Here is a 16,729-nt window from a genome sequence, read left to right on the forward strand (position 1 = left end):
TTCGACAAGATCATTTCGCATGAGAGCGGCTGGGACTACACGGCCACCAACGCCTCCTCCGGCGCGTACGGCCTGGCCCAGGCCCTGCCGGCCTCGAAGATGGCTTCGGCGGGCGCGGACTGGAAGACCAACCCGGCCACCCAGATCAAGTGGGGCCTGGACTACATGAACTCCCGCTACGGCAGCCCGGTCGAGGCCTGGAACTTCTGGTCCGCCAACCACTGGTACTAAGCCGCCACACGTACACGAAGACGCTCGGCCAGGACTTGCTCCCGGCCGAGCGTCTTTGCGTATGCGGGTGCGGTCGGTCGTGCCGGGCCGCTCTACTTCGACTGCGTGGAGACGCTCACGCCGCTGAAGTCCTGCGCCGCGGCGAGGCTGAAGTAGACCCAGCCGGACGGCGGGTTGTCGATCGTCAGGGTCTCGCCGTTGCCGGCGTTGGTGGACTTCGCCTGGTAGCTGCTGGTGGTGGCCCAGCTGCTGCCGCCGTAGTACAGATCGGCGTTGCCGGTGCCGCCGCTGCTGGTGATGGTCAGCTGCTTGACGCCGGCCGGCAGGTACACGAAGTGGTAGCTGTAGTTGCAGGCGGCGGCCGCGAGGTTGTCCCGGCGGCAGTTCTGGTCGAACTGGCGCGGGTCGCCGAGGGTGCACAGCGGGGTGGACGGGGCCTCCGGCAGCGGGCCGCAGTCGGCGGTCGAGCAGGTGGTCGTCAGCCAGGTGGCGAAGTCGGCGTCGTAACCGGTGCCGATCGTCTGCTTCAGGAAGGTGCGGGCACCGTTCCAGTCGCCGGTGCGGTACTTGCCCAGCACGGTCTGCACGTCGGCGGGGTGCGCCTGGAGCATGTAGCGGACCGCGAGCCAGCCCCACCGGTAGACCCGGTTCGAGTTGACCTGGGGGTCCTCTTCCTGGCCGTAGACGGTGTCGAACAGGTCGCTGAGCTTGTACGTGTTCTTGCGGGCCTCGGCGATCGCGTCGGCGTTGCGCTCGCCCCGGTAGCCGAACGAGATGTTCTCGGCGATGCCCTCGACCCACCAGATGGTCGGCGTGACGATGCCGGCCTCGAAGTCGCCGGCCATGTTGTAGCGGCCGTCGAGGTAGTGGGTGTACTCGTGGTTGAGGTTCCAGATCTGGAAGTCCGGGCGCAGCCAGTGGGCCTCGTGGGCGATGAAGCGGGCCTGGTTGCCGGGGGCGGCCGGGTTGCCCTCCTCGTACATGCCGCCGTTGTCGACGTCGATGTTGTAGATGGCCCAGGCGTACAGCGAGTAGTTGGTGTAGTCGTCGAAGACGACGACTTCCAGGTTGGTGTTCAGGTCACCGGGGATCGCGCCCTTGTCGCCGATGATCCGGTGGAAGTAGGCGTCCTGGTTGACCAGGCTCGTACAGGTGCTGTCGAGCTGGCCGGGGGACATGTCCTGGGCGCGGATCTTCAGGCCCGGGGTGCAGGTGTGCTGGATCGGCAGGACCGCCGGGAGCACGCGGTCGCCCAGGTCGCAGATGGCGTAGGCCGCACAGTTGCCCCGGTCGTACTGGCGCGTGTACCAGCCCAGGTTCATCGTGATCGGAGCGGTGGGTCCGATGTTCGGGTAGCGGTTGATGAGGTCCTTCAGCAGCGGCCGGAGCCGGTCCTTGAGCTCGGGGACGTCGAGGCCGTAGCCGAGGTAGCGGCCGACGTTGCTGACGACGTCGAGGCGGTTGAGCTGTGCGCCGTTGCGGGTGATGAAGCCGGCCCAGGTGTCGAGGACGGCGGGGTCGGCCTTGAGGGCCGCGCGCCAGCCGCGGGCGTCGTTCTTGGCCTTGAAGCCGTTCTCGACGACCCACTCGACGTGCTGCATCGCCAGGTTCATCTGGCCGGGCCACGTGGCGTCGTAGCTGCCGAGCATCCACTTGACGACGCCGGCGTACCGGCCGGCCGTGTGGGTGCTGTCGATCAGCGTGACGACCTCGTTGAAGATCTCGCCGTTGGCGTCGGTGACGTCCTTGCTGCGGGGGGAGGCGAAGAAGGCGTCCAGTGCGCCGCGGGCCGCGGTGTCCAGCGCCGTGCCGTAGTCGCCGACGACGTCGGCGTTGTTGTCCTGCACGTAGTAGCCGGCGCGCAGGAACAGCACCAACTGCCCGACCGCGGCGCTGTTGTTGCCCGAGTAGGTGGCGGAGGCGTCGCGCAGCGCGTTGGCGACGGTCACCATCTGGGCTTCGCGGAAGGCCTTGCGCGCGTTCTCCCCGGTGAGGCCGAACAGGGGGTAGGTGCAGTTGATCCGGGGGAGGGCCTTGAGCTGCTGTACCAGCGCGCTGCCCGTCGCGTTGATGACGCCGGAGAGGTCGCTGCAGTCGTCCGCGGCGACGGCCGATGACTGCTTGTCGGCCTTGTCGGCCTTGTCGGCCTTGGTGGGCTTGGCGGTGGGGACGGGGGAGGGGGCCGCCGGGGTGGACTCCAGGGCGCTGTCCTGCGAGGAGATCCGGAAGCGCGAGCTGTTGTTCATCGCATCCGGCGACTTGGGGACCGGGATCGACCGCGGCGCCGAAGCCGCAGCTCCGCGTGCGTTCGTACCCGACGGGGCCGTGGCGCCGGCGGAGGCGGCCTGGCTCTGCGGCGTGAACAGGCCGAGCGCAAGGAAGACGGCTGCGCCGAGCGCAGGAAGTCTGCGCGCGCCGGCCTTCGATATGCGGAAGGGATGCATCTGTGGGGGCCTCCGGGGCCGTGGTGGCCGCGTGTTGGGGACACGGCGGTTGATGTGTGACATGTAAAATTTCACATGTCGCACCGCGCCGGAAGTCTTCTGGCCAGATTGGTAGGCGGGGCGACAGAAAACGTTGTCAACGGCCGACCCCGTCCGTCTCCCCGTCAACGATCCCCACGGGCCTCCAAGTTGGGAGCGACCCGTGATGCGGCGTGTGGGCCTGCGCGGCCAGCCGGCTGACCAGCCGTGGACGGGTCCGCCTCCGGCCTGGGCGGCGCCGCCCTACTGCAGGACCGGCCGGTTGGCGGCCTCGTACTCGTCCGCGATGGTGAACACGCTGGCACACGTCGGGCATTCGGCCTTGCCGAAGAGATGGGCGATTCCCTTCGCGAGCAGGGCTTCCCCGTCGCGGACAGTGGTCTCGTGCATCCATCGGCCGACGCCCAAGAGTTCCTCGGCCGGCGCCGGTCGCAGGTCCCGCCGGTCCACATCGCCGAGGTTCCAGTCCCTGATCGCCGAATAGCGCCCGTGGTCACCGATGGCGATGGTCACCTCCGCGGCGCAGTGGGGGCAGGCCAGGTGGTAGAAGTCGTCCGTGAAGTCCCCCAGGGCGTTGGCCCAGTGGTACTGCTCCCTGACCGCGAGCAGCGCGCGGAAGGTCGCCAGGTAGTCGGCCGGCCGTGACTGCAGATGGCGGTCCAGGAGGGCGCCGAACTCGGCAATCGCGTCGGCGCTGTCCGCCAGGAGTTCGTCGCCGCCGTGGTGTCCTGCGGCCCGCTCGATGATCTCACCGGCCAGGTGCCTCGCATCCGCATGACCCGATGCGAGGCGCACCAGCCGGGGCAGGGCGGCGAGGCCGGCGAGCGACAGCAGGTCGTGCTCGAGGATCAGCCGGTATCCCAGCTCCTCCCACGCCTTGTCGTCGTTCTCGCGTTCGACCCGCTCCAGGAGTTCGGGGACGCGGTCGGTGTCGAAGCGGCAGTCGTACATCCGTGCCCAGTTCACCACGTACGCATTGAACCGTCCCGAGAGCGGTGATGCGACCCCTCGGGCATTCCGGATCCGCGTCGGTCATGCCAGGGGCGGTGTGAGCAGCGCCCCGGGGTCGTAGCGGTGTTGAAGTGCTCGGAGCCGGGTCAGGTTGCCGCCGTAGGCCGCTCGTGTCTCGGTCTCGGTTTCGGGGAGGCCCGGTCGCAGTTCGACGTTGTAGGTGCCGAGGGTGTGTGCGGCCAGGGCCTGCTGCGTGTCGCGGGCCCACGTCATGCAGGCCTCGGTGTCGGCGTCGTCGTCCCAGATCGCGTTGAGGGGGACGCTCCATTCGGCGGTTCGGCCCCAGAACGCGGTGGCCGTGTCGTCGATGTCGCCCAACGCTCCGCCGGTGTGCTGGAAGTCGATGCGGCAGGCCCTCGTGGGTGCGGCGCGGATGCGGTCCGCGAGGGCGTCGGCTACCGCGGCGTCGAGAGTGGGGCCGGTGAAAGCCGCTTTGCCGAAGAAGGAACCCCGCGGACCGTCGCCCGGCTCGGGCAGCCGGACCGGCCCGGGCTCTGTTCCGCCCGCGCCGGGAATCGCGAACTCGGGCAGTCCGGCAAGGTACCGGCCGTACGTCTCCGAGCGGTGGAGCGGAGGTGAACCCGCCCCGGCGGCGACGGCGGAGGCAGCGGACCCGGCCCGCTCGACCGCGCTGTCGTGCGGGCTCGCGCAAGCGGTGTAGACGAACAGGACCGGCTCGTCCGGCGACAGGGAGCTGTGGCCGAGGACCGCGCTCATGCTGGTGTCCCGCGGAAGCTCGGGGGCGACCCGGAAATAGCCGGCGAGCGCGTCCAGGCCCACCACCGCCCGGTCGACCCGGACCGGGGTGATCGCGTGGGTCCGGAACACGGCGGAGGTGACCACCCCTACGGAAGGCGCGCCGCCCCGGACCGCCCACCACAGGTCGGCCTCCTCGCCCGGGCTCTTCTCCGAGAGGCGGACGACGTCACCGGACGGGAGGACCAGCTCGGCCTCCACGAGGTGATCGACGGTGAGCCCCAGGGACCTGGTCAGATGTCCGATGCCGCCTCGGGTGGCCATCCCCAGGCCGGTATGCCCGACGACGCCGACCGGCACCGCACGGCCTGCCGGGGCGAGGACCCCGAGCATGGTGGCCATGGTCGCCCCGCCGCCGACGACCACCCGATCCCCGGCCGCACGGGCGGTGTCCAGGTGCTCGGAGAGGTCCAGCATCACGGCCCCGTCGGCGACGCAGTTCGAGCTCAGCCCGCCGCCGCGCACCGTCACCCGGACTCCCGCCCCCGCCGCGACCCGCACGACGGTCGCCACGTCGTCGGCGGTGCGGGGCGCCACGACGCACGCAGGCCGCCGGCGGGCGGCTTCGGGGAAGAAGACCCGGGCCAGAGCGTTCCCGTACCCCGGGGTGCCCGGCGCGTGCACCCGGGATCCCAGCGCGGATCGCAAGGGCCCGACGACGTCGTCCGACGGACGGACCCGCGCGCTCACGGCAGCTGCCGGAGTCGGAGACCACCCAGCGGGCGGGCAGCGGGCGCGGGGGTGTCGTTACTGGGCACGGTGACTCCGATTCCCGGTGATCGGGTTTCGGGCGGCGAGCCTTCGGTTGTCCCGGATGACAGAACGGCAACCCCAGGAGGGTAGGCGGGCCGGACACTGCGCACAAGGCTGCGGAACCGCGAGTGTCCGGAAGTCCACGGTGCCCCGGAACCAAGGGTCGGGGAGGGCTGCGGGGCGTCGTCGGCATCGCCTGGAAGGCATCAACTCCTCTGCGGGGCAGGCGGTTCGGGGGTGGGTGGCGCCGGTCGTCGGGGATCCGCAGGGTGAGGTGGGGTGGTCCGCCTGTCGGCACGCGCCCGGAGTGCGCGGCCGGATCCGAGAGGATGTGACGCATTGGCCTAGACCTATTGTGCGGCCCTGTTCGCGACGGTACGTTCGTGCCCGGCTGCGCAGCCGGTACGTACCGCACCACATCGCATCGTCAGACACTCTGCCGGGGCAACCGGCGTTTTCAGGAGGACATGCCATGTACCGCCGCGCAGCAGCCGCTCTCGCCACCGTCGCCACTGCCGGAGCCCTCGCGCTCGGCATGGCCGGCACGGCCGAGGCGAACCCCGGCCCCGGCTTCTACGCACGCAGCCACCACACCTCGTACGCCGACTGCCAGGCCACCGGCCAGGCCGGGTACCGGATCTGGGGCCCGATCTTCTTCTGTGAGCCCCTCAGTTCCACCCGTCAGGACATCATCGTCCTCTGGGTCCGCTACTGACGGAAACGGCCGGCCCCGGGAAATCCCCGGGGCCGGCCGTTCGCATCGCGTGGATCGGGCCGTGTCCCTGACGAACAAGGCGTGCAACGGACGCAACCTGCCGGTCCGTTCCCTCGTCCTGCCCACCGGGTGGGTCCGACGGACCGGCTCCGTCCGCACCTTGCACGTCGAGAGGACACCCCCCCCATGCCCTTGGCCGTTCCCGATGTCGGCGTCCTTTCCGAGGACTTCGCCGCTGATCCCGCCCGCTGGTTCGCACAGTTCAGGGACCGGGCTCGGGTGCACTACGAGCAGGGGATCGACAGCTACTTCCTCTCCCGCCACGAGGACGTGCGACGGGTGCTGACCGACCACGAGGCGTTCACGACCGAGACGCTCCAGGTGCGTGCCGAACCGGTGATGCGGGGGCCCGTCCTCGCGCAGATGACCGGGGCCGAGCACACCGCCAAACGGAGGATCGTCGTACGGGCCTTCACCGGCCGGGCCCTGCAGGACCACGTCCGCGCCGTCCGTGCCAACGCGGCGGAACTCATGGCGCCCTTCCTCCCACAGGGCCGGATGGACCTGGTCAACGACTTCGGCAAGCCCCTTGCCGTCCGGGTGACCCTGGACGTCCTCGGCCTGGATCCGGCGGACCGGGAACGGGTGGCCGCCTGGAACGCAGGGATCTCCGAGTTCATCACCAGCCTCGCTCTTTCCCCCGAGCGCCGCCGGCACTGTCTGGACTGCGCCGAGCAGCTGGAGGCGTACCTGCGGCCCGTCATCGAGCAGCGGCGCCGCGACCCCGGCGAGGACCTGATGTCGCAGCTGTGCGCAGCCGAGTTCGACGGCATCGCGATGAGCGACCGCGATGTCACCGCCCTGATCGTCAACGTGCTGGTGGCCGCCACCGAGCCCGCGGACAAGACGCTGGCCCTGCTCTTCAAGCACCTGATCGACCACCCCGAGCAGATGGCCGAGGTGCGCCGGGACCCCGAGCTGCTGGCCGCCGCGATCGCCGAGACCCTGCGCCTCACCCCGCCGGTGCAGCTCGTTCCGCGTCAGGCCGAGGCGGACGCCGCGTTCGGCGGTGCCACCGTCCCGGCCGGTGCCACCGTCTTCTGCATGATCGGCGCGGCCAACCGCGACCCCGAGGCCTTCATCGCCCCGGACACCTTCGACATCCACCGTCCGGACCTGGGCACGGCCCGCTCCTTCACCGCAGCCGCCCAGCACATGGCCTTCGGCGCCGGACTGCACCAGTGCGTCGGCGCGGCCTTCGCACGCGCCGAGATCGAGACCGTCGCCGGGATGCTCCTGCCCCTGCTCGACCGGGTCCGCCACAGCCCCGGCTCCCGCTACCGGGAGGCCGGCCTGTACACCCGGGGACCCGTGGCCCTGCCGCTGGACTTCACCCCCGTGCGCGGCTGACGTCGTAGCCCTCACTCTTCCCTTCCGATACCCCGTTCCTCCTTCCGTCCCCCCACGAGCGAAGGCATCCATGAGCCCGACCGACATCACCCGCGCCATCAACGACCTGCTCTTCACCCCGGGCCTCGATCTCGACGAGGCCGTCGAACGGCACTTCAGCCCCGACTACCGCCAGCGCACCAACGGCGTGTGGAGCGACCGGGCCGGCTTCGTCCAGCACATGAGGCGCCTGCGCTCCCTCGTCCGCAGCGGACACATAGAGGTCCACGAGGAACTCCGCGACGGACCGCGCTACGCCGATCGGCACACCGTCACCGTCGAGCAGGACAACGGCCGGGTCTCCCGCATCGAGGTCTACCTCTTCGCCCTCATGGCCCCCGACGGCCGGTTCCAGCGCGTCGAGGAGACCACGCTGCTGATCGACGGCCTCCCCGACGACGGCAACCTCGGCTCCGTCAAATGAGATCCGGAGACGCGGGTCATCGGGAACGAGAGGTGGTGAGCGGCCGTGGTATCCGTCGGTGACAGGCTGAGCCGGGCACGCGTACGGGCCTTCGTCGGCCGGGAAGAGCAACTCGGCCGCTTCGAGGAGGCTTTGGACGGCGGCCCGCAGGCACCGTTCGCGTTCTACGTGTACGGGCCGGGCGGCATCGGGAAGTCGACGCTGCTGCGGCGCATGGCCGACCACGCCCGCGACGCCGGCCGGCTGCTCGTCGAACTCGACGGCCGGTTCGTCAGCCGGGACCCGGCCGATTTCGAGCGCGCCGCCGGCCCCTTCCTGGACGTTCCGGGCGCGGTCCTGATCGTGGACTCCTTCGAGCACTGCCAGTGGCTGGAGGACTGGCTGTGGCAGCACTTCCTGCCCCGGGCAGCCGACGACACCCTGGTCGTCCTGGCCGGGCGGCGCGCGCCGCAGCCGCAGTGGGCGGCCGACCCCGCCTGGTCCGGGCTGCTGCACGTGACCGAGCTGGGGCCCTTCTCCGAGGAGCAGGCGCGGCGCCTGCTGATCGCGGCGGAGATCCGGCCCGAGCTGCGGGACCGGGTGCTCCGCTTCGCCGGGGGCAACCCGCTGGCCCTGTCCCTCGCGGCGGCCGCGGGATCGGAGGGCTGCGGCAGGGAGGAGGTCTGGGCCCCCTCGGCGGGAGTGCTGCGCACCCTGCTGGCGGGGCTGATCGGCGAGGTGCCCACGGCGGCCCACCGCCGCGCGCTGGAGGTGGCGGCGCAGGCGCACTCCACGTCCGAGGAACTGCTCGCCTCGGTGCTGCCCGAAGAGGACGCCCATCTGCTCTTCTCCTGGCTGCGGGACCTGCCCTTCATGGAGTCCGCGCTCCGCGGCCTGTACCCGCACGACGCGGCGCGCGAGACGCTCGCCGCCGACCTGCGCTGGCGGGCGCCCAACGCGTTCGAGTCGATGCGCCGACGGCTGGCGGACGAGTACCTGCGCCTTCTGCGCGAAGGGCCCGAGGACCGGGTGTGGACGGTCACCGACGAACTCTTCCACCTCTTCCGGGAGGGCGAGACCCTGGCCCGGGTGCGCACCTGGTCCCGCGAGGACGAGGTGCACGACCGCCCCCTGCACCCGGACGACCTCGACACCGTCCTGCGCATGGCCGAGGAGACGGAAGGGGCCGCCTCCGCGGAACTGGTCCGCTACTGGGCGCAGCGCCAGCCGCAGGCCTTCAGCGTCTACCGCCTGGTGAGCACGGGCCGGATCGTCGCCTTCACGGCCCGGCTGGCCCTGCCGGCGCCTCCCGACCCCCGGGACCTGGCCACCGACCCGGTCGTGGCCGCCGCGTGGGCGTACGCCGACGTCACCGCGCCGGTGCGGTCCGGCGAGCACATTGGCATCAGCCGCTTCTCGGTCTATCCGGAGCGCTACCAGGTCCCCTCGCGCGTCACCGACCTGAGCAGCTCCCGGGCCCATGCCGAGGCCGCCCGGGCGCGCGGGCGCGCGTACGGGTTCGCCGTCTTCCGGGACGCCGAGACCTGGGCCGAACGGGTCCGGGGGACCCTGGTGGACACCGGGGCGCGGCCGCGCGTCGGGGCGTACTCCTACGGGCTGTTCGGCGTGGACTGGCGTCAGCTGCCCGTGGAGACGTGGCTCCTGCGGTTCACGGCGGCGGCCGACGCCGCCTCCCTCCCCGTCCCGGCCGGGCCGTCGCCCGTCTCGCGCGCCGCGTTCGACCAGGCCGTGCGCGAGGCGCTGGCGCACTGGCGCGACACGGCGGCCTTCGCCGCCTGCGCCCTGCTGCGCACCCGCCTCGCGGCGGACCTCGCCGAGCCCGTCGACGAGTTGCGGGCGCTGCTGCGCCGGGCCGTCGACGACCTCGCCGGCGACCCGCGCGGGGTGCGCGCCCGCGAGGCGCTGACGGCGGGCCACTTCTCCGGTGCCCCCACCCAGGAGGCCGCCGCGCGCCGCCTCGGGCTGCCGTACGGCACCTACCGCCGCCACCTGCGGCAGGGCCTGGACCTGCTGTGCGAAGCACTGTGGCAGCAGGAGTTGCACGACCCCCGGTAGCGGCCCGGCCCCGCCCCTGACCCGGGCGGGGCCGGGGTGGACAGGTGCGGACAGGAGTGGACAGGGCCCGGATCCTCAGGGCCTGGAGAGTGGACAGCGTCCGGCACGAGTCTGTGCGCCATGAACGCAGTACGGACACAGACGGCCCGGGCGGCCCCCCGGGCACCCCGGCCGGGAGCGGTGCTCGCGGCGCTCGCCGCGGCCCAGTTCACCGTCATGCTCGCCACCTCGATCGTCAACGTGGCCCTCCCGCAGATCCGTTCCGGGGCAGGGCTGTCGGACGGCGGAACCACGTGGGTGGTCAACGCCTACGGCCTGGCGTTCGGAGCGCTGCTCCTGGCGGGCGGACGGCTCGCCGACCTCCTCGGCCGCCGCCTGGTGCTGACCACCGGGCTCGCACTGTTCGCGGCCGCCTCGACGGCGGCAGGACTGGCGACGTCCTCCGGGGTACTGATCACGGCCCGCGCCGTGCAGGGCCTCGGCGCCGCCGCCATCGCCCCCGCCTCGCTCGCCCTGGCGATGGAGCTGTTCCCGACCGGCCCGGGGCGCGGCAGGGCCCTGGGCGTGTGGGGTGCCGTCTCCGGGGCGGGAGGGGCGGCCGGGGTCCTGCTGGGCGGTGCGGTCACCGAAGCCTGGGGGTGGCGGTGGATCTTCCACGTGGTCGCGCTGGGGACGGTGCTGGTGGCCGCCGCGGTGACGGTCCTCGTACCGGCAGGGTCCGGGTCGCGGTCCGGGTCACCGTCCGCGTCGCCGTCCGGTCGGTTCGACCTGCTCGGCACCGCCACCGTGACCCTCGCCCTGACCTGCCTGGTCTGGGGGCTGACCACGGTCCGGGCCACCGGCTGGACCGACGCCCGGGTGGTGGGCGCCCTCGGCACGGCCGCCCTGCTGCTCGCGGCCTTCGCCGTGATCGAGGTCCGCTCGCCGGACGCACTGGTGCCGCCAAGGCTGTTGCGCGCCGGGCGGGTCGCCGCGGGCAATCTGCTGATGGCCCTGCTGGGGTCCGTATGGATCGCACTGTTCTTCTTCCTGCCGCTCTACCAGCAGCAGGTGCTCGGATCGGGCCCGCTGACCACCGGAGCGGGGCAACTGCCCTTCGCTGCCGCCAACATGCTCGGCTCCGGTCTCGCCCCGCTCCTCGCCCGGCGCGTCGGGGCCCGGGCCGCCGTCACCGCGGCCCTGCTGACGGAGGCCGCCGGACTGCTGTGGCTGTCCCGGATGAGCGCCGACGGGAGCTACGCGGCCGACGTGCTCGGCCCGAGCGTCCTGGTCGGTCTGGGCCTCGGCGCGGCCTTCGTCCAGATCACCGCGTTCGCCGTGGAGGGCGTCCGTCCGCAGGACGCGGGCCTGGCCGGCGGGCTGGTGAACACCACCCGGCAGGTCGGCGGCGCGATCGGTCTGGCCGCCCTGACGACGCTGGCCGCTTCGGTCACCGCCGGCGCCTCGCACCACGCACCCGCCGCGGAAGCCCTCACCGCGGGCTACCGCACCGCATTCGCGGTCTCGGCCGCGGTCCTGGCCCTGACGGCGGTGCTCGCCCTGCTCCTCACCCGGCGCCCCGGCGCCGCTCACGCCACCCCGACACCGACCACGACCACCTCCCCGCGCACCCGCACGGGCTGAGACGGCGGACCGGCCCCCGTCCATCCCCTCCGCTGCACCGGCGCCTCCAACCCCGCTCCAACCCAGCACAGGAAGAAGAACCGTGATCACCATCGACGAGACCGCTCCCGCCATCGCCCGCCTGAGCACCCGGATCCACGCCCCGATCGCGACGGTGTGGGAGCTGCACACCGACATCGCCGCCTGGCCCACCTGGAACCCGGACATCGACGCCGCCCGGCCCGACGGCCCGACGGAGCCCGGCAGTTCCTTCGACTGGAGCACGCACGGCATGGAGATCACCTCCACCGTGTACGAGATGACCCCCGAACGAAGGATCGTCTGGGGCGGTCCCTCCGCAGGCATCACCGGCATCCACGTCTGGACGTTCGAGCAGGACGGTGACCACGTCGTCGTCCGCACCGAGGAGTCGTGGAGCGGAGCCCCGGTCGAGGCCGCGGCCGAGGAACTCGGCAAGGCCCTGCGCGCCTCCCTGGAGGCCTGGCTCTCCCACCTCAAGTCCCGCTCCGAGAACGCCGCCTGACCACCCATCGCATCGCACGAAGGAAGAGGTTCCGTCATGACCGTCTCCAAGCCGTACCTGACCGGCCACTACACCCCCGTCGTCGAGGAGGTCACCGCCACCGGGCTCACCGTGGAGGGTTCCCTGCCCCCCGAGCTGACCGGCCGGATGCTCCGCAACGGGCACAACCCGAAGCCCGGCGTCACCCCCACCCACTGGTTCAAGGGCAGCGGCATGGTCCACGGCATCCGGCTGCGCGACGGCCGGGCCGAGTGGTACCGCAACCGCTGGGTGCACACCCCCGCCCTCGACGGCGCCCCGTACATGACCGAGCACGGGCCCGACCTGACCGCCAGCACCGCAGGCACCCACATCATCGAACACGCCGGGCGGCTCCTGGCCCTGTGCGAGTCGAACTTCCCCTTCGAGCTCACCCGCGACCTCGACACGGTCGGCGCGTACGACTTCTCAGGGAAGCTGACCACCGCGATGACCGCGCACCCCAAGGCGGATCCGGTGACCGGGGAGCTCCACTTCTTCGGTTCGTCGCCGTTCCCGCCGTTCCTGACGTACTACGTCGCCGACGCCAAGGGCGACGTCGTCCACAGCAGCGAGATCGCCGGCGCCACCGCCGCCCTCAAGCACGACTTCGCCGTCACCCGCCGGCACGTGGTCTTCGTGGAGGGCAACGTCACCTTCGACCCCACCGAACACTCCGGCATCCCGTACGCGTGGAGCGACGAGCAGCCGGCCCGCATAGGCGTCATGCCGCGCGGCGGCGACGGGGCCCGCGACGTCCGCTGGTTCTCCATCGAGCCGGGCAGCATGCTGCACGTGGCCAACGCCTTCGAGGACGGCCGGGGCCGCATCGTCCTTGAGGGCCCGACCGTGGACCGCGAGGGCTTCGAGCTCTCCTGGAACTGGTGGATCGGCGCCCCCGGGCGCGGCAGCGAACCCGCGGCCCGCTCGTACACGCGCCGCTGGGTCCTCGACCCGGCCGACGGCACCGTCGCCGAGCAGATCGTCGACGACCTGCCGGTGGAGTTCCCGACCCTCAACGAGGACTACACGGGTGTCGAGAACCGCTACCACTACGCCGTTTCCTTCCCCGACGAGAACGGTTTCGGGGGCTACGGAGTGGTCAAGTACGACCGCACCACCGGCGCCCGCCGCATCCACCAGGTCGGCGACGCCCGCCTGCCCAGCGAGGCCGTCTTCGTCCCGGCCGCGAACGCCTCCTGCGAGGACGACGGCTATCTGCTCACCGTCGTCTCCGACCTCAAGCAGAACGCCTCCCAGCTGCTGGTCCTCGATGCCTCGGGCCTCGACCGGGTCGCCACCGTCCACCTGCCCCACCGGGTACCGGCCGGGGTCCACGGCTCCTGGGTCCCCGACACCGACCTGGAGGAAGCGGCGGGCTGAGGCCCTCGCGCAGGATGCGCCCGCCGCCCGCCCGGCCGTCGGCCGGGCGGGCGCATGCCCGTGGGCGCCGACGCCGGTCCGGCCCGGCGGGGGCACCGGGTGTCAGGCGACGGCCTGGGCCCGCAGCACGCGGGCGGGCTCCTGGCCGCCCCCGGTGGCCAGCACACGCACCTCGCCCCTGTCGCTGATCTCCGCGCGGACGATGCCGGTGGCGTCCTCGTAGACGGGGTGGCCGCCCGGTCCCGCCGCGCCGGTGCGGGTCATGCGGACCACGTCCTCCCCGACTCCGTCCGCGGCGGCGAAGACCACCTCGAACGCGTCCGCCGGGCCGGCGTCGCCGTCCGGAGACCGGGGGCCCTCGGGTTCGTGCGGCGTGCTCATGGCTGACCCTCCTGCCGTGACGTCTGGTCCCCGGATCGTATGGCCGTGGCTGCCCCCACCTGCCACGCTAAGCCCGACCCGGCGCCTGCGCAGGCCACGCCGCGGCCATACGGCGGCACCCGGTGGAACCATGTGCCCCGCGCCGGGGTACGGCTCCGACGGAGCGCCTCCCACCTGGCCCGCTGAGGTGAACCCGTACACCGGATGGCCGCGGGACGGGCGGCAGCGGTGGCAGGCCGCCGGGGTGCACCCGAGGCTCGTGGCCGGAGACGAGCACGAGGGAAGGGCAGGAGCCGATGCCGCAAGCCGAGGAAGACGGCCTCACCGCGCGTCCGGTCCGTACCGCGGATCGGCATCGGAGCAGAGCCGGGCACCTGAAGACTGCGATCACGCGGACCAATCTGCTCCCCGCGTTCGTGGTCCTCACCGTCATGATGGTGGCCCTCTGGCTGATGGGGATGCCGTTCCTGCAGGCCCTGACGATCTCCACCGCGGTGAAGATCTCGGTGGCCATGCTCGAACTCCGGCGGCTGCCGGATTCCTCCGCGAGCTGATCCGCACCCCGCCGCAGCGCGGCCGCTGACGGCGGGCCGGCCGGCGATGTCAGAGGGGGGCCCGACGATGTCCCTGATCAGTCGCACATCAGGGACGGTGGACACGCACGCCATCGCCGTTGGAACGCCTTCGGGTACTGCTCGGTGAGCCGGAGGAGGCGTGGGGCCGGCCGCGCCGCGAGGTCTGGCAGGCGTCCGAACGGCATCCGGGGCCACGACGAGCACAGCAGCGAGTACTACTTCCTGGCCAGTCGCGGCGCTTCTCCCCTGCGCACGGCGGACGTTCGGGTTTCATGATCTCCGCCCGGTCCGTAGTCTGACCCGGCGTCGGACGCGAATCGAGTGACGAGGGGGACCGGATGGGACGCATGGGCGACAAACAGGCGTCGGAGTACTACGAGTTGGCGTACCGCCACCGCAAGGGTGCCGAAGAGGCCTTCCAGACGTGGACGCTCGGCAAGGAGCACGAGTACCACGCGGCGGCGATGCTCCACGCCCAGATGGCAGCCATGTATGCGGGCATGGCCGGCGCGGCGAAAGTGGTACTGGACTCCTAGTCGAAGTGCTCGGGCGGGTCCGTCCACGGCGTGCCGGGGCGGTCCTCGGGTCACTGCGCCCAATGGTCACGCTGCGGAAGCCTGACCCACCTGTCGGGCGGCCCTGTGACGGCGTGGGCGTCGGTGAGTCGTAGTCCGGCGAAGGCGCACGAATACGCCACCGCGTTGTACCGGTAGAGGTAGGAGGCCAGGACTTCCCCGGAGGCGTCGTCCGGGTTCGGTCCGCCGCCCGGGTGGAGGTCCCAGCCTTCGACGACGCCGTCGCGGAAGATGCAGCCCTGGTTGCCGCTCTTGGGGTTGGCGTACAAGCCGTAGCAGACGGTTCCGGCGGACAGGCGTTTCAGTACACCGGGCATGGACGGTGCGTACCCCCACGGCTGGGTGACGACGCAGCCTCCCGGCACGGTCGTGACGCCGATGATCTCCAGGCTCTCATCGCCTTCGTACGCCCAGGGCTCCTCGAGCAGTTCCTCCAGTTCCTCGAGTTCCTCGGCCCCCGCCGGCGTCGCCTCCAGGCGACGCACCGCTTCCTCGGCGTCGATCCCGGCCACGCAGGCCAGACCCATGCCGTCGTCATGGATGCCTTCCAGCACGGAGGTGAGCCGCCTGCCCTCCCGTGCCGCGGTCCGCTCCGCCTCGCTCAGCCCGAGCTCTCCCTCGGGCATGGCGAACAGGTGCGGTGTCGGACCCGCCAGGCTGAGGCGCCCCGGTGACCAGCCGCCGATCAAGGGAAGCCAGGGGTCTGCACCGGCGGAGGCGAGGGCTCGCGCGTTGTCGGGCTGGTTGGACAGGACGGCTTCCCACAGCGCGGTCGTCCCGTACTCGATCGCGTCGACGTCCGCAACGCGGCGAGCCAGTTCCGCCACGACCTCCGGCGAGCCGAAAGCCGCCGCCCGGTGCAGGGGACGGCCTCCGCTCCATTCCTCCGGATCGGCGCCCTGAGCGAGGCGACGCCGGACGTCTTCGTGATCCTTCCAGCTCTCCCAGCCCATGTCCGCCCAGCCATGATGACGATCCGTCATTCTGCGCCCCGCCCCATCCGATCCGGCGGCTCCCGTCGGCGTCCGCCCCGTACGGGCAGCATCGCAGGCCGGTCTGACAATGCCGGGCCGAGCGTCGTGAGGGCGCTACGGCCGCGTCGGCCGCGATCGGACGGGCCGGGCGAGTACAAGGGAGGGCGAACCCGCCGACCCCCGGCGTTCCGAGACGAGGAGCATCATGTCGCACGCCCGGCCCGCTCTGCGCCGCCCGGAAGCCGGGCTCGCTCTCGCACTGGCGTTCGCGGTCGGCGTCGCCGTGTTCGCCGCCGTGTTCCTGTTCGGGCGGTCGAACACCCCGGACTACACCGCGACGCTGTTCGGCCGGGAGGGCGCGGACGCCATGCGCCTCAAGGCCCGGCTCGCCACCGGCGTCCTGGGGCTGGCCGTTCTCCAGCTGGTGCTGGCGCTGTGGATGTACCGGCGGCTGCCCGGGGTGCGCCGGGTGCCGGGTCCGGTGCCGATCGGCCACCGGATCACCGGTGTGGTGCTGTTCGCCCTCACCGTCCCGATCGCGGTGCACTGCATCCGGGCGTACGGCGTGCAGCTGACCGGCTCGCGCGCGGCAGTGCACTCCGTCGCGGGCTGCTTCTTCTACGGGGCGTTCGCCGCGAAGGTCCTGCTGGTGCACAGCCGGCGCCTGCCGGGCTGGGCCCTGCCGCTGGCGGGGGGCGCGCTGTTCGCCGTGGTCGTGGTGCTCTGGTACTCGAGCGCGCTGTGGCACTTCAACGGGGACTCCGTGCCGGTGCTGTCGTTCGGGTAGCGGCCGGCACCGG

General features: G+C 72.0%; 16 protein-coding genes. 11 read left to right on the forward strand and 5 right to left on the reverse strand.

Going from position 1 to position 16,729, the window contains the following annotated elements; translation table 11 throughout:
• On the forward strand, window positions 1-231 hold a 231-nt coding region (locus ACIGFK_RS35350; protein ID WP_400055119.1), incomplete at its 5' end, for a transglycosylase SLT domain-containing protein.
• A 92-nt stretch (window positions 232-323) separates the two neighbouring features.
• Here ACIGFK_RS35350 and ACIGFK_RS35355 read toward each other — a convergent pair.
• The 3 genes from ACIGFK_RS35355 to ACIGFK_RS35365 form a co-directional block, all read right to left on the reverse strand.
• Window positions 324-2,675 (reverse strand): collagenase, encoded by a 2,352-nt coding sequence (locus ACIGFK_RS35355; protein ID WP_400055121.1) that lies wholly within the window; start codon window positions 2,673-2,675, stop codon window positions 324-326.
• A gap of 282 nt (window positions 2,676-2,957) precedes the next feature.
• Window positions 2,958-3,683 carry a hypothetical protein gene (locus ACIGFK_RS35360; RefSeq protein WP_400055123.1) on the reverse strand — a complete coding sequence of 242 codons (726 nt, stop codon included), beginning with the start codon at window positions 3,681-3,683 and terminating at the stop codon, window positions 2,958-2,960.
• Window positions 3,684-3,746: 63 nt separating this feature from the next.
• Entirely contained in the window at window positions 3,747-5,105 is a 1,359-nt protein-coding gene (locus ACIGFK_RS35365; protein ID WP_376662163.1) for an FAD-binding oxidoreductase, read from the reverse strand.
• Window positions 5,106-5,706: 601 nt separating this feature from the next.
• Here ACIGFK_RS35365 and ACIGFK_RS35370 point away from each other — a divergent pair.
• The 7 genes from ACIGFK_RS35370 (at window position 5,707) to ACIGFK_RS35400 (ending at window position 13,424) form a co-directional block, all read left to right on the forward strand.
• Window positions 5,707-5,949, forward strand: coding sequence for a hypothetical protein (locus tag ACIGFK_RS35370; protein WP_376662164.1), 243 nt, complete (start codon window positions 5,707-5,709; stop codon window positions 5,947-5,949).
• A 186-nt stretch (window positions 5,950-6,135) separates the two neighbouring features.
• On the forward strand, window positions 6,136-7,359 hold the full coding sequence (locus ACIGFK_RS35375; protein ID WP_400055125.1) for a cytochrome P450, cyclodipeptide synthase-associated: 1,224 nt from the start codon (window positions 6,136-6,138) through the stop codon (window positions 7,357-7,359).
• 70 nt (window positions 7,360-7,429) lie between these two features.
• Window positions 7,430-7,822, forward strand: coding sequence for a nuclear transport factor 2 family protein (locus ACIGFK_RS35380; RefSeq protein WP_386468332.1), 393 nt, complete (start codon window positions 7,430-7,432; stop codon window positions 7,820-7,822).
• 45 nt (window positions 7,823-7,867) lie between these two features.
• A complete protein-coding gene (locus tag ACIGFK_RS35385) occupies window positions 7,868-9,877 on the forward strand; it encodes an AAA family ATPase (RefSeq protein WP_400055128.1) in 2,010 nt (669 codons plus the stop codon).
• Between the two features lie 120 nt (window positions 9,878-9,997).
• Window positions 9,998-11,500, forward strand: coding sequence for an MFS transporter (locus ACIGFK_RS35390; protein WP_376656308.1), 1,503 nt, complete (start codon window positions 9,998-10,000; stop codon window positions 11,498-11,500).
• Between the two features lie 82 nt (window positions 11,501-11,582).
• Complete coding sequence (locus ACIGFK_RS35395; protein ID WP_400055130.1) at window positions 11,583-12,023, forward strand: SRPBCC family protein; 441 nt, start codon at window positions 11,583-11,585, stop codon at window positions 12,021-12,023.
• 36 nt (window positions 12,024-12,059) lie between these two features.
• A complete protein-coding gene (locus tag ACIGFK_RS35400; protein ID WP_400055132.1) occupies window positions 12,060-13,424 on the forward strand; it encodes a carotenoid oxygenase family protein in 1,365 nt (454 codons plus the stop codon).
• A gap of 102 nt (window positions 13,425-13,526) precedes the next feature.
• On the opposite strand, the gene ACIGFK_RS35405 is transcribed toward ACIGFK_RS35400, so the two are convergent.
• Window positions 13,527-13,805, reverse strand: a complete 279-nt coding sequence (locus tag ACIGFK_RS35405; protein ID WP_376656305.1) for a DUF6296 family protein — start codon at window positions 13,803-13,805, stop codon at window positions 13,527-13,529.
• A gap of 296 nt (window positions 13,806-14,101) precedes the next feature.
• Between ACIGFK_RS35405 and ACIGFK_RS35410 the strand changes: the two genes are divergently transcribed.
• Together ACIGFK_RS35410 and ACIGFK_RS35415 are read left to right on the forward strand one after the other, a co-directional pair.
• Complete coding sequence (locus tag ACIGFK_RS35410; protein WP_400055135.1) at window positions 14,102-14,359, forward strand: hypothetical protein; 258 nt, start codon at window positions 14,102-14,104, stop codon at window positions 14,357-14,359.
• A gap of 359 nt (window positions 14,360-14,718) precedes the next feature.
• Window positions 14,719-14,916 (forward strand): hypothetical protein, encoded by a 198-nt coding sequence (locus ACIGFK_RS35415; RefSeq protein ID WP_400055137.1) that lies wholly within the window; start codon window positions 14,719-14,721, stop codon window positions 14,914-14,916.
• Between the two features lie 50 nt (window positions 14,917-14,966).
• Here the strand turns inward: ACIGFK_RS35415 and ACIGFK_RS35420 are convergent, their stop codons facing one another.
• Complete coding sequence (locus tag ACIGFK_RS35420) at window positions 14,967-15,938, reverse strand: ankyrin repeat domain-containing protein (RefSeq protein WP_400055139.1); 972 nt, start codon at window positions 15,936-15,938, stop codon at window positions 14,967-14,969.
• Between the two features lie 196 nt (window positions 15,939-16,134).
• On the opposite strand from ACIGFK_RS35420, the gene ACIGFK_RS35425 reads away from it, so the two are divergent.
• Entirely contained in the window at window positions 16,135-16,716 is a 582-nt protein-coding gene (locus ACIGFK_RS35425) for a DUF6529 family protein (RefSeq protein ID WP_386468320.1), read from the forward strand.
• Window positions 16,717-16,729: the final 13 nt, after the last annotated feature.

It is taken from the genome of Streptomyces sp. NPDC085524 (assembly GCF_044541755.1).
Taxonomy (GTDB): Bacteria; Actinomycetota; Actinomycetes; order Streptomycetales; family Streptomycetaceae; genus Streptomyces.

Coding starts and splice junctions, on each gene's coding strand:
- ACIGFK_RS35405 (WP_376656305.1), bottom strand. CDS start 13,805: ATGAGCACGCCGCACGAACCCGAGGGCCCCCGGTCTCCGGACGGCGAC.
- ACIGFK_RS35380 (WP_386468332.1), top strand. CDS start 7,430: ATGAGCCCGACCGACATCACCCGCGCCATCAACGACCTGCTCTTCACC.
- ACIGFK_RS35415 (WP_400055137.1), top strand. CDS start 14,719: ATGGGACGCATGGGCGACAAACAGGCGTCGGAGTACTACGAGTTGGCG.
- ACIGFK_RS35355 (WP_400055121.1), bottom strand. CDS start 2,675: ATGCATCCCTTCCGCATATCGAAGGCCGGCGCGCGCAGACTTCCTGCG.
- ACIGFK_RS35420 (WP_400055139.1), bottom strand. CDS start 15,938: ATGACGGATCGTCATCATGGCTGGGCGGACATGGGCTGGGAGAGCTGG.
- ACIGFK_RS35370 (WP_376662164.1), top strand. CDS start 5,707: ATGTACCGCCGCGCAGCAGCCGCTCTCGCCACCGTCGCCACTGCCGGA.
- ACIGFK_RS35425 (WP_386468320.1), top strand. CDS start 16,135: ATGTCGCACGCCCGGCCCGCTCTGCGCCGCCCGGAAGCCGGGCTCGCT.
- ACIGFK_RS35375 (WP_400055125.1), top strand. CDS start 6,136: ATGCCCTTGGCCGTTCCCGATGTCGGCGTCCTTTCCGAGGACTTCGCC.
- ACIGFK_RS35400 (WP_400055132.1), top strand. CDS start 12,060: ATGACCGTCTCCAAGCCGTACCTGACCGGCCACTACACCCCCGTCGTC.
- ACIGFK_RS35410 (WP_400055135.1), top strand. CDS start 14,102: ATGCCGCAAGCCGAGGAAGACGGCCTCACCGCGCGTCCGGTCCGTACC.
- ACIGFK_RS35390 (WP_376656308.1), top strand. CDS start 9,998: ATGAACGCAGTACGGACACAGACGGCCCGGGCGGCCCCCCGGGCACCC.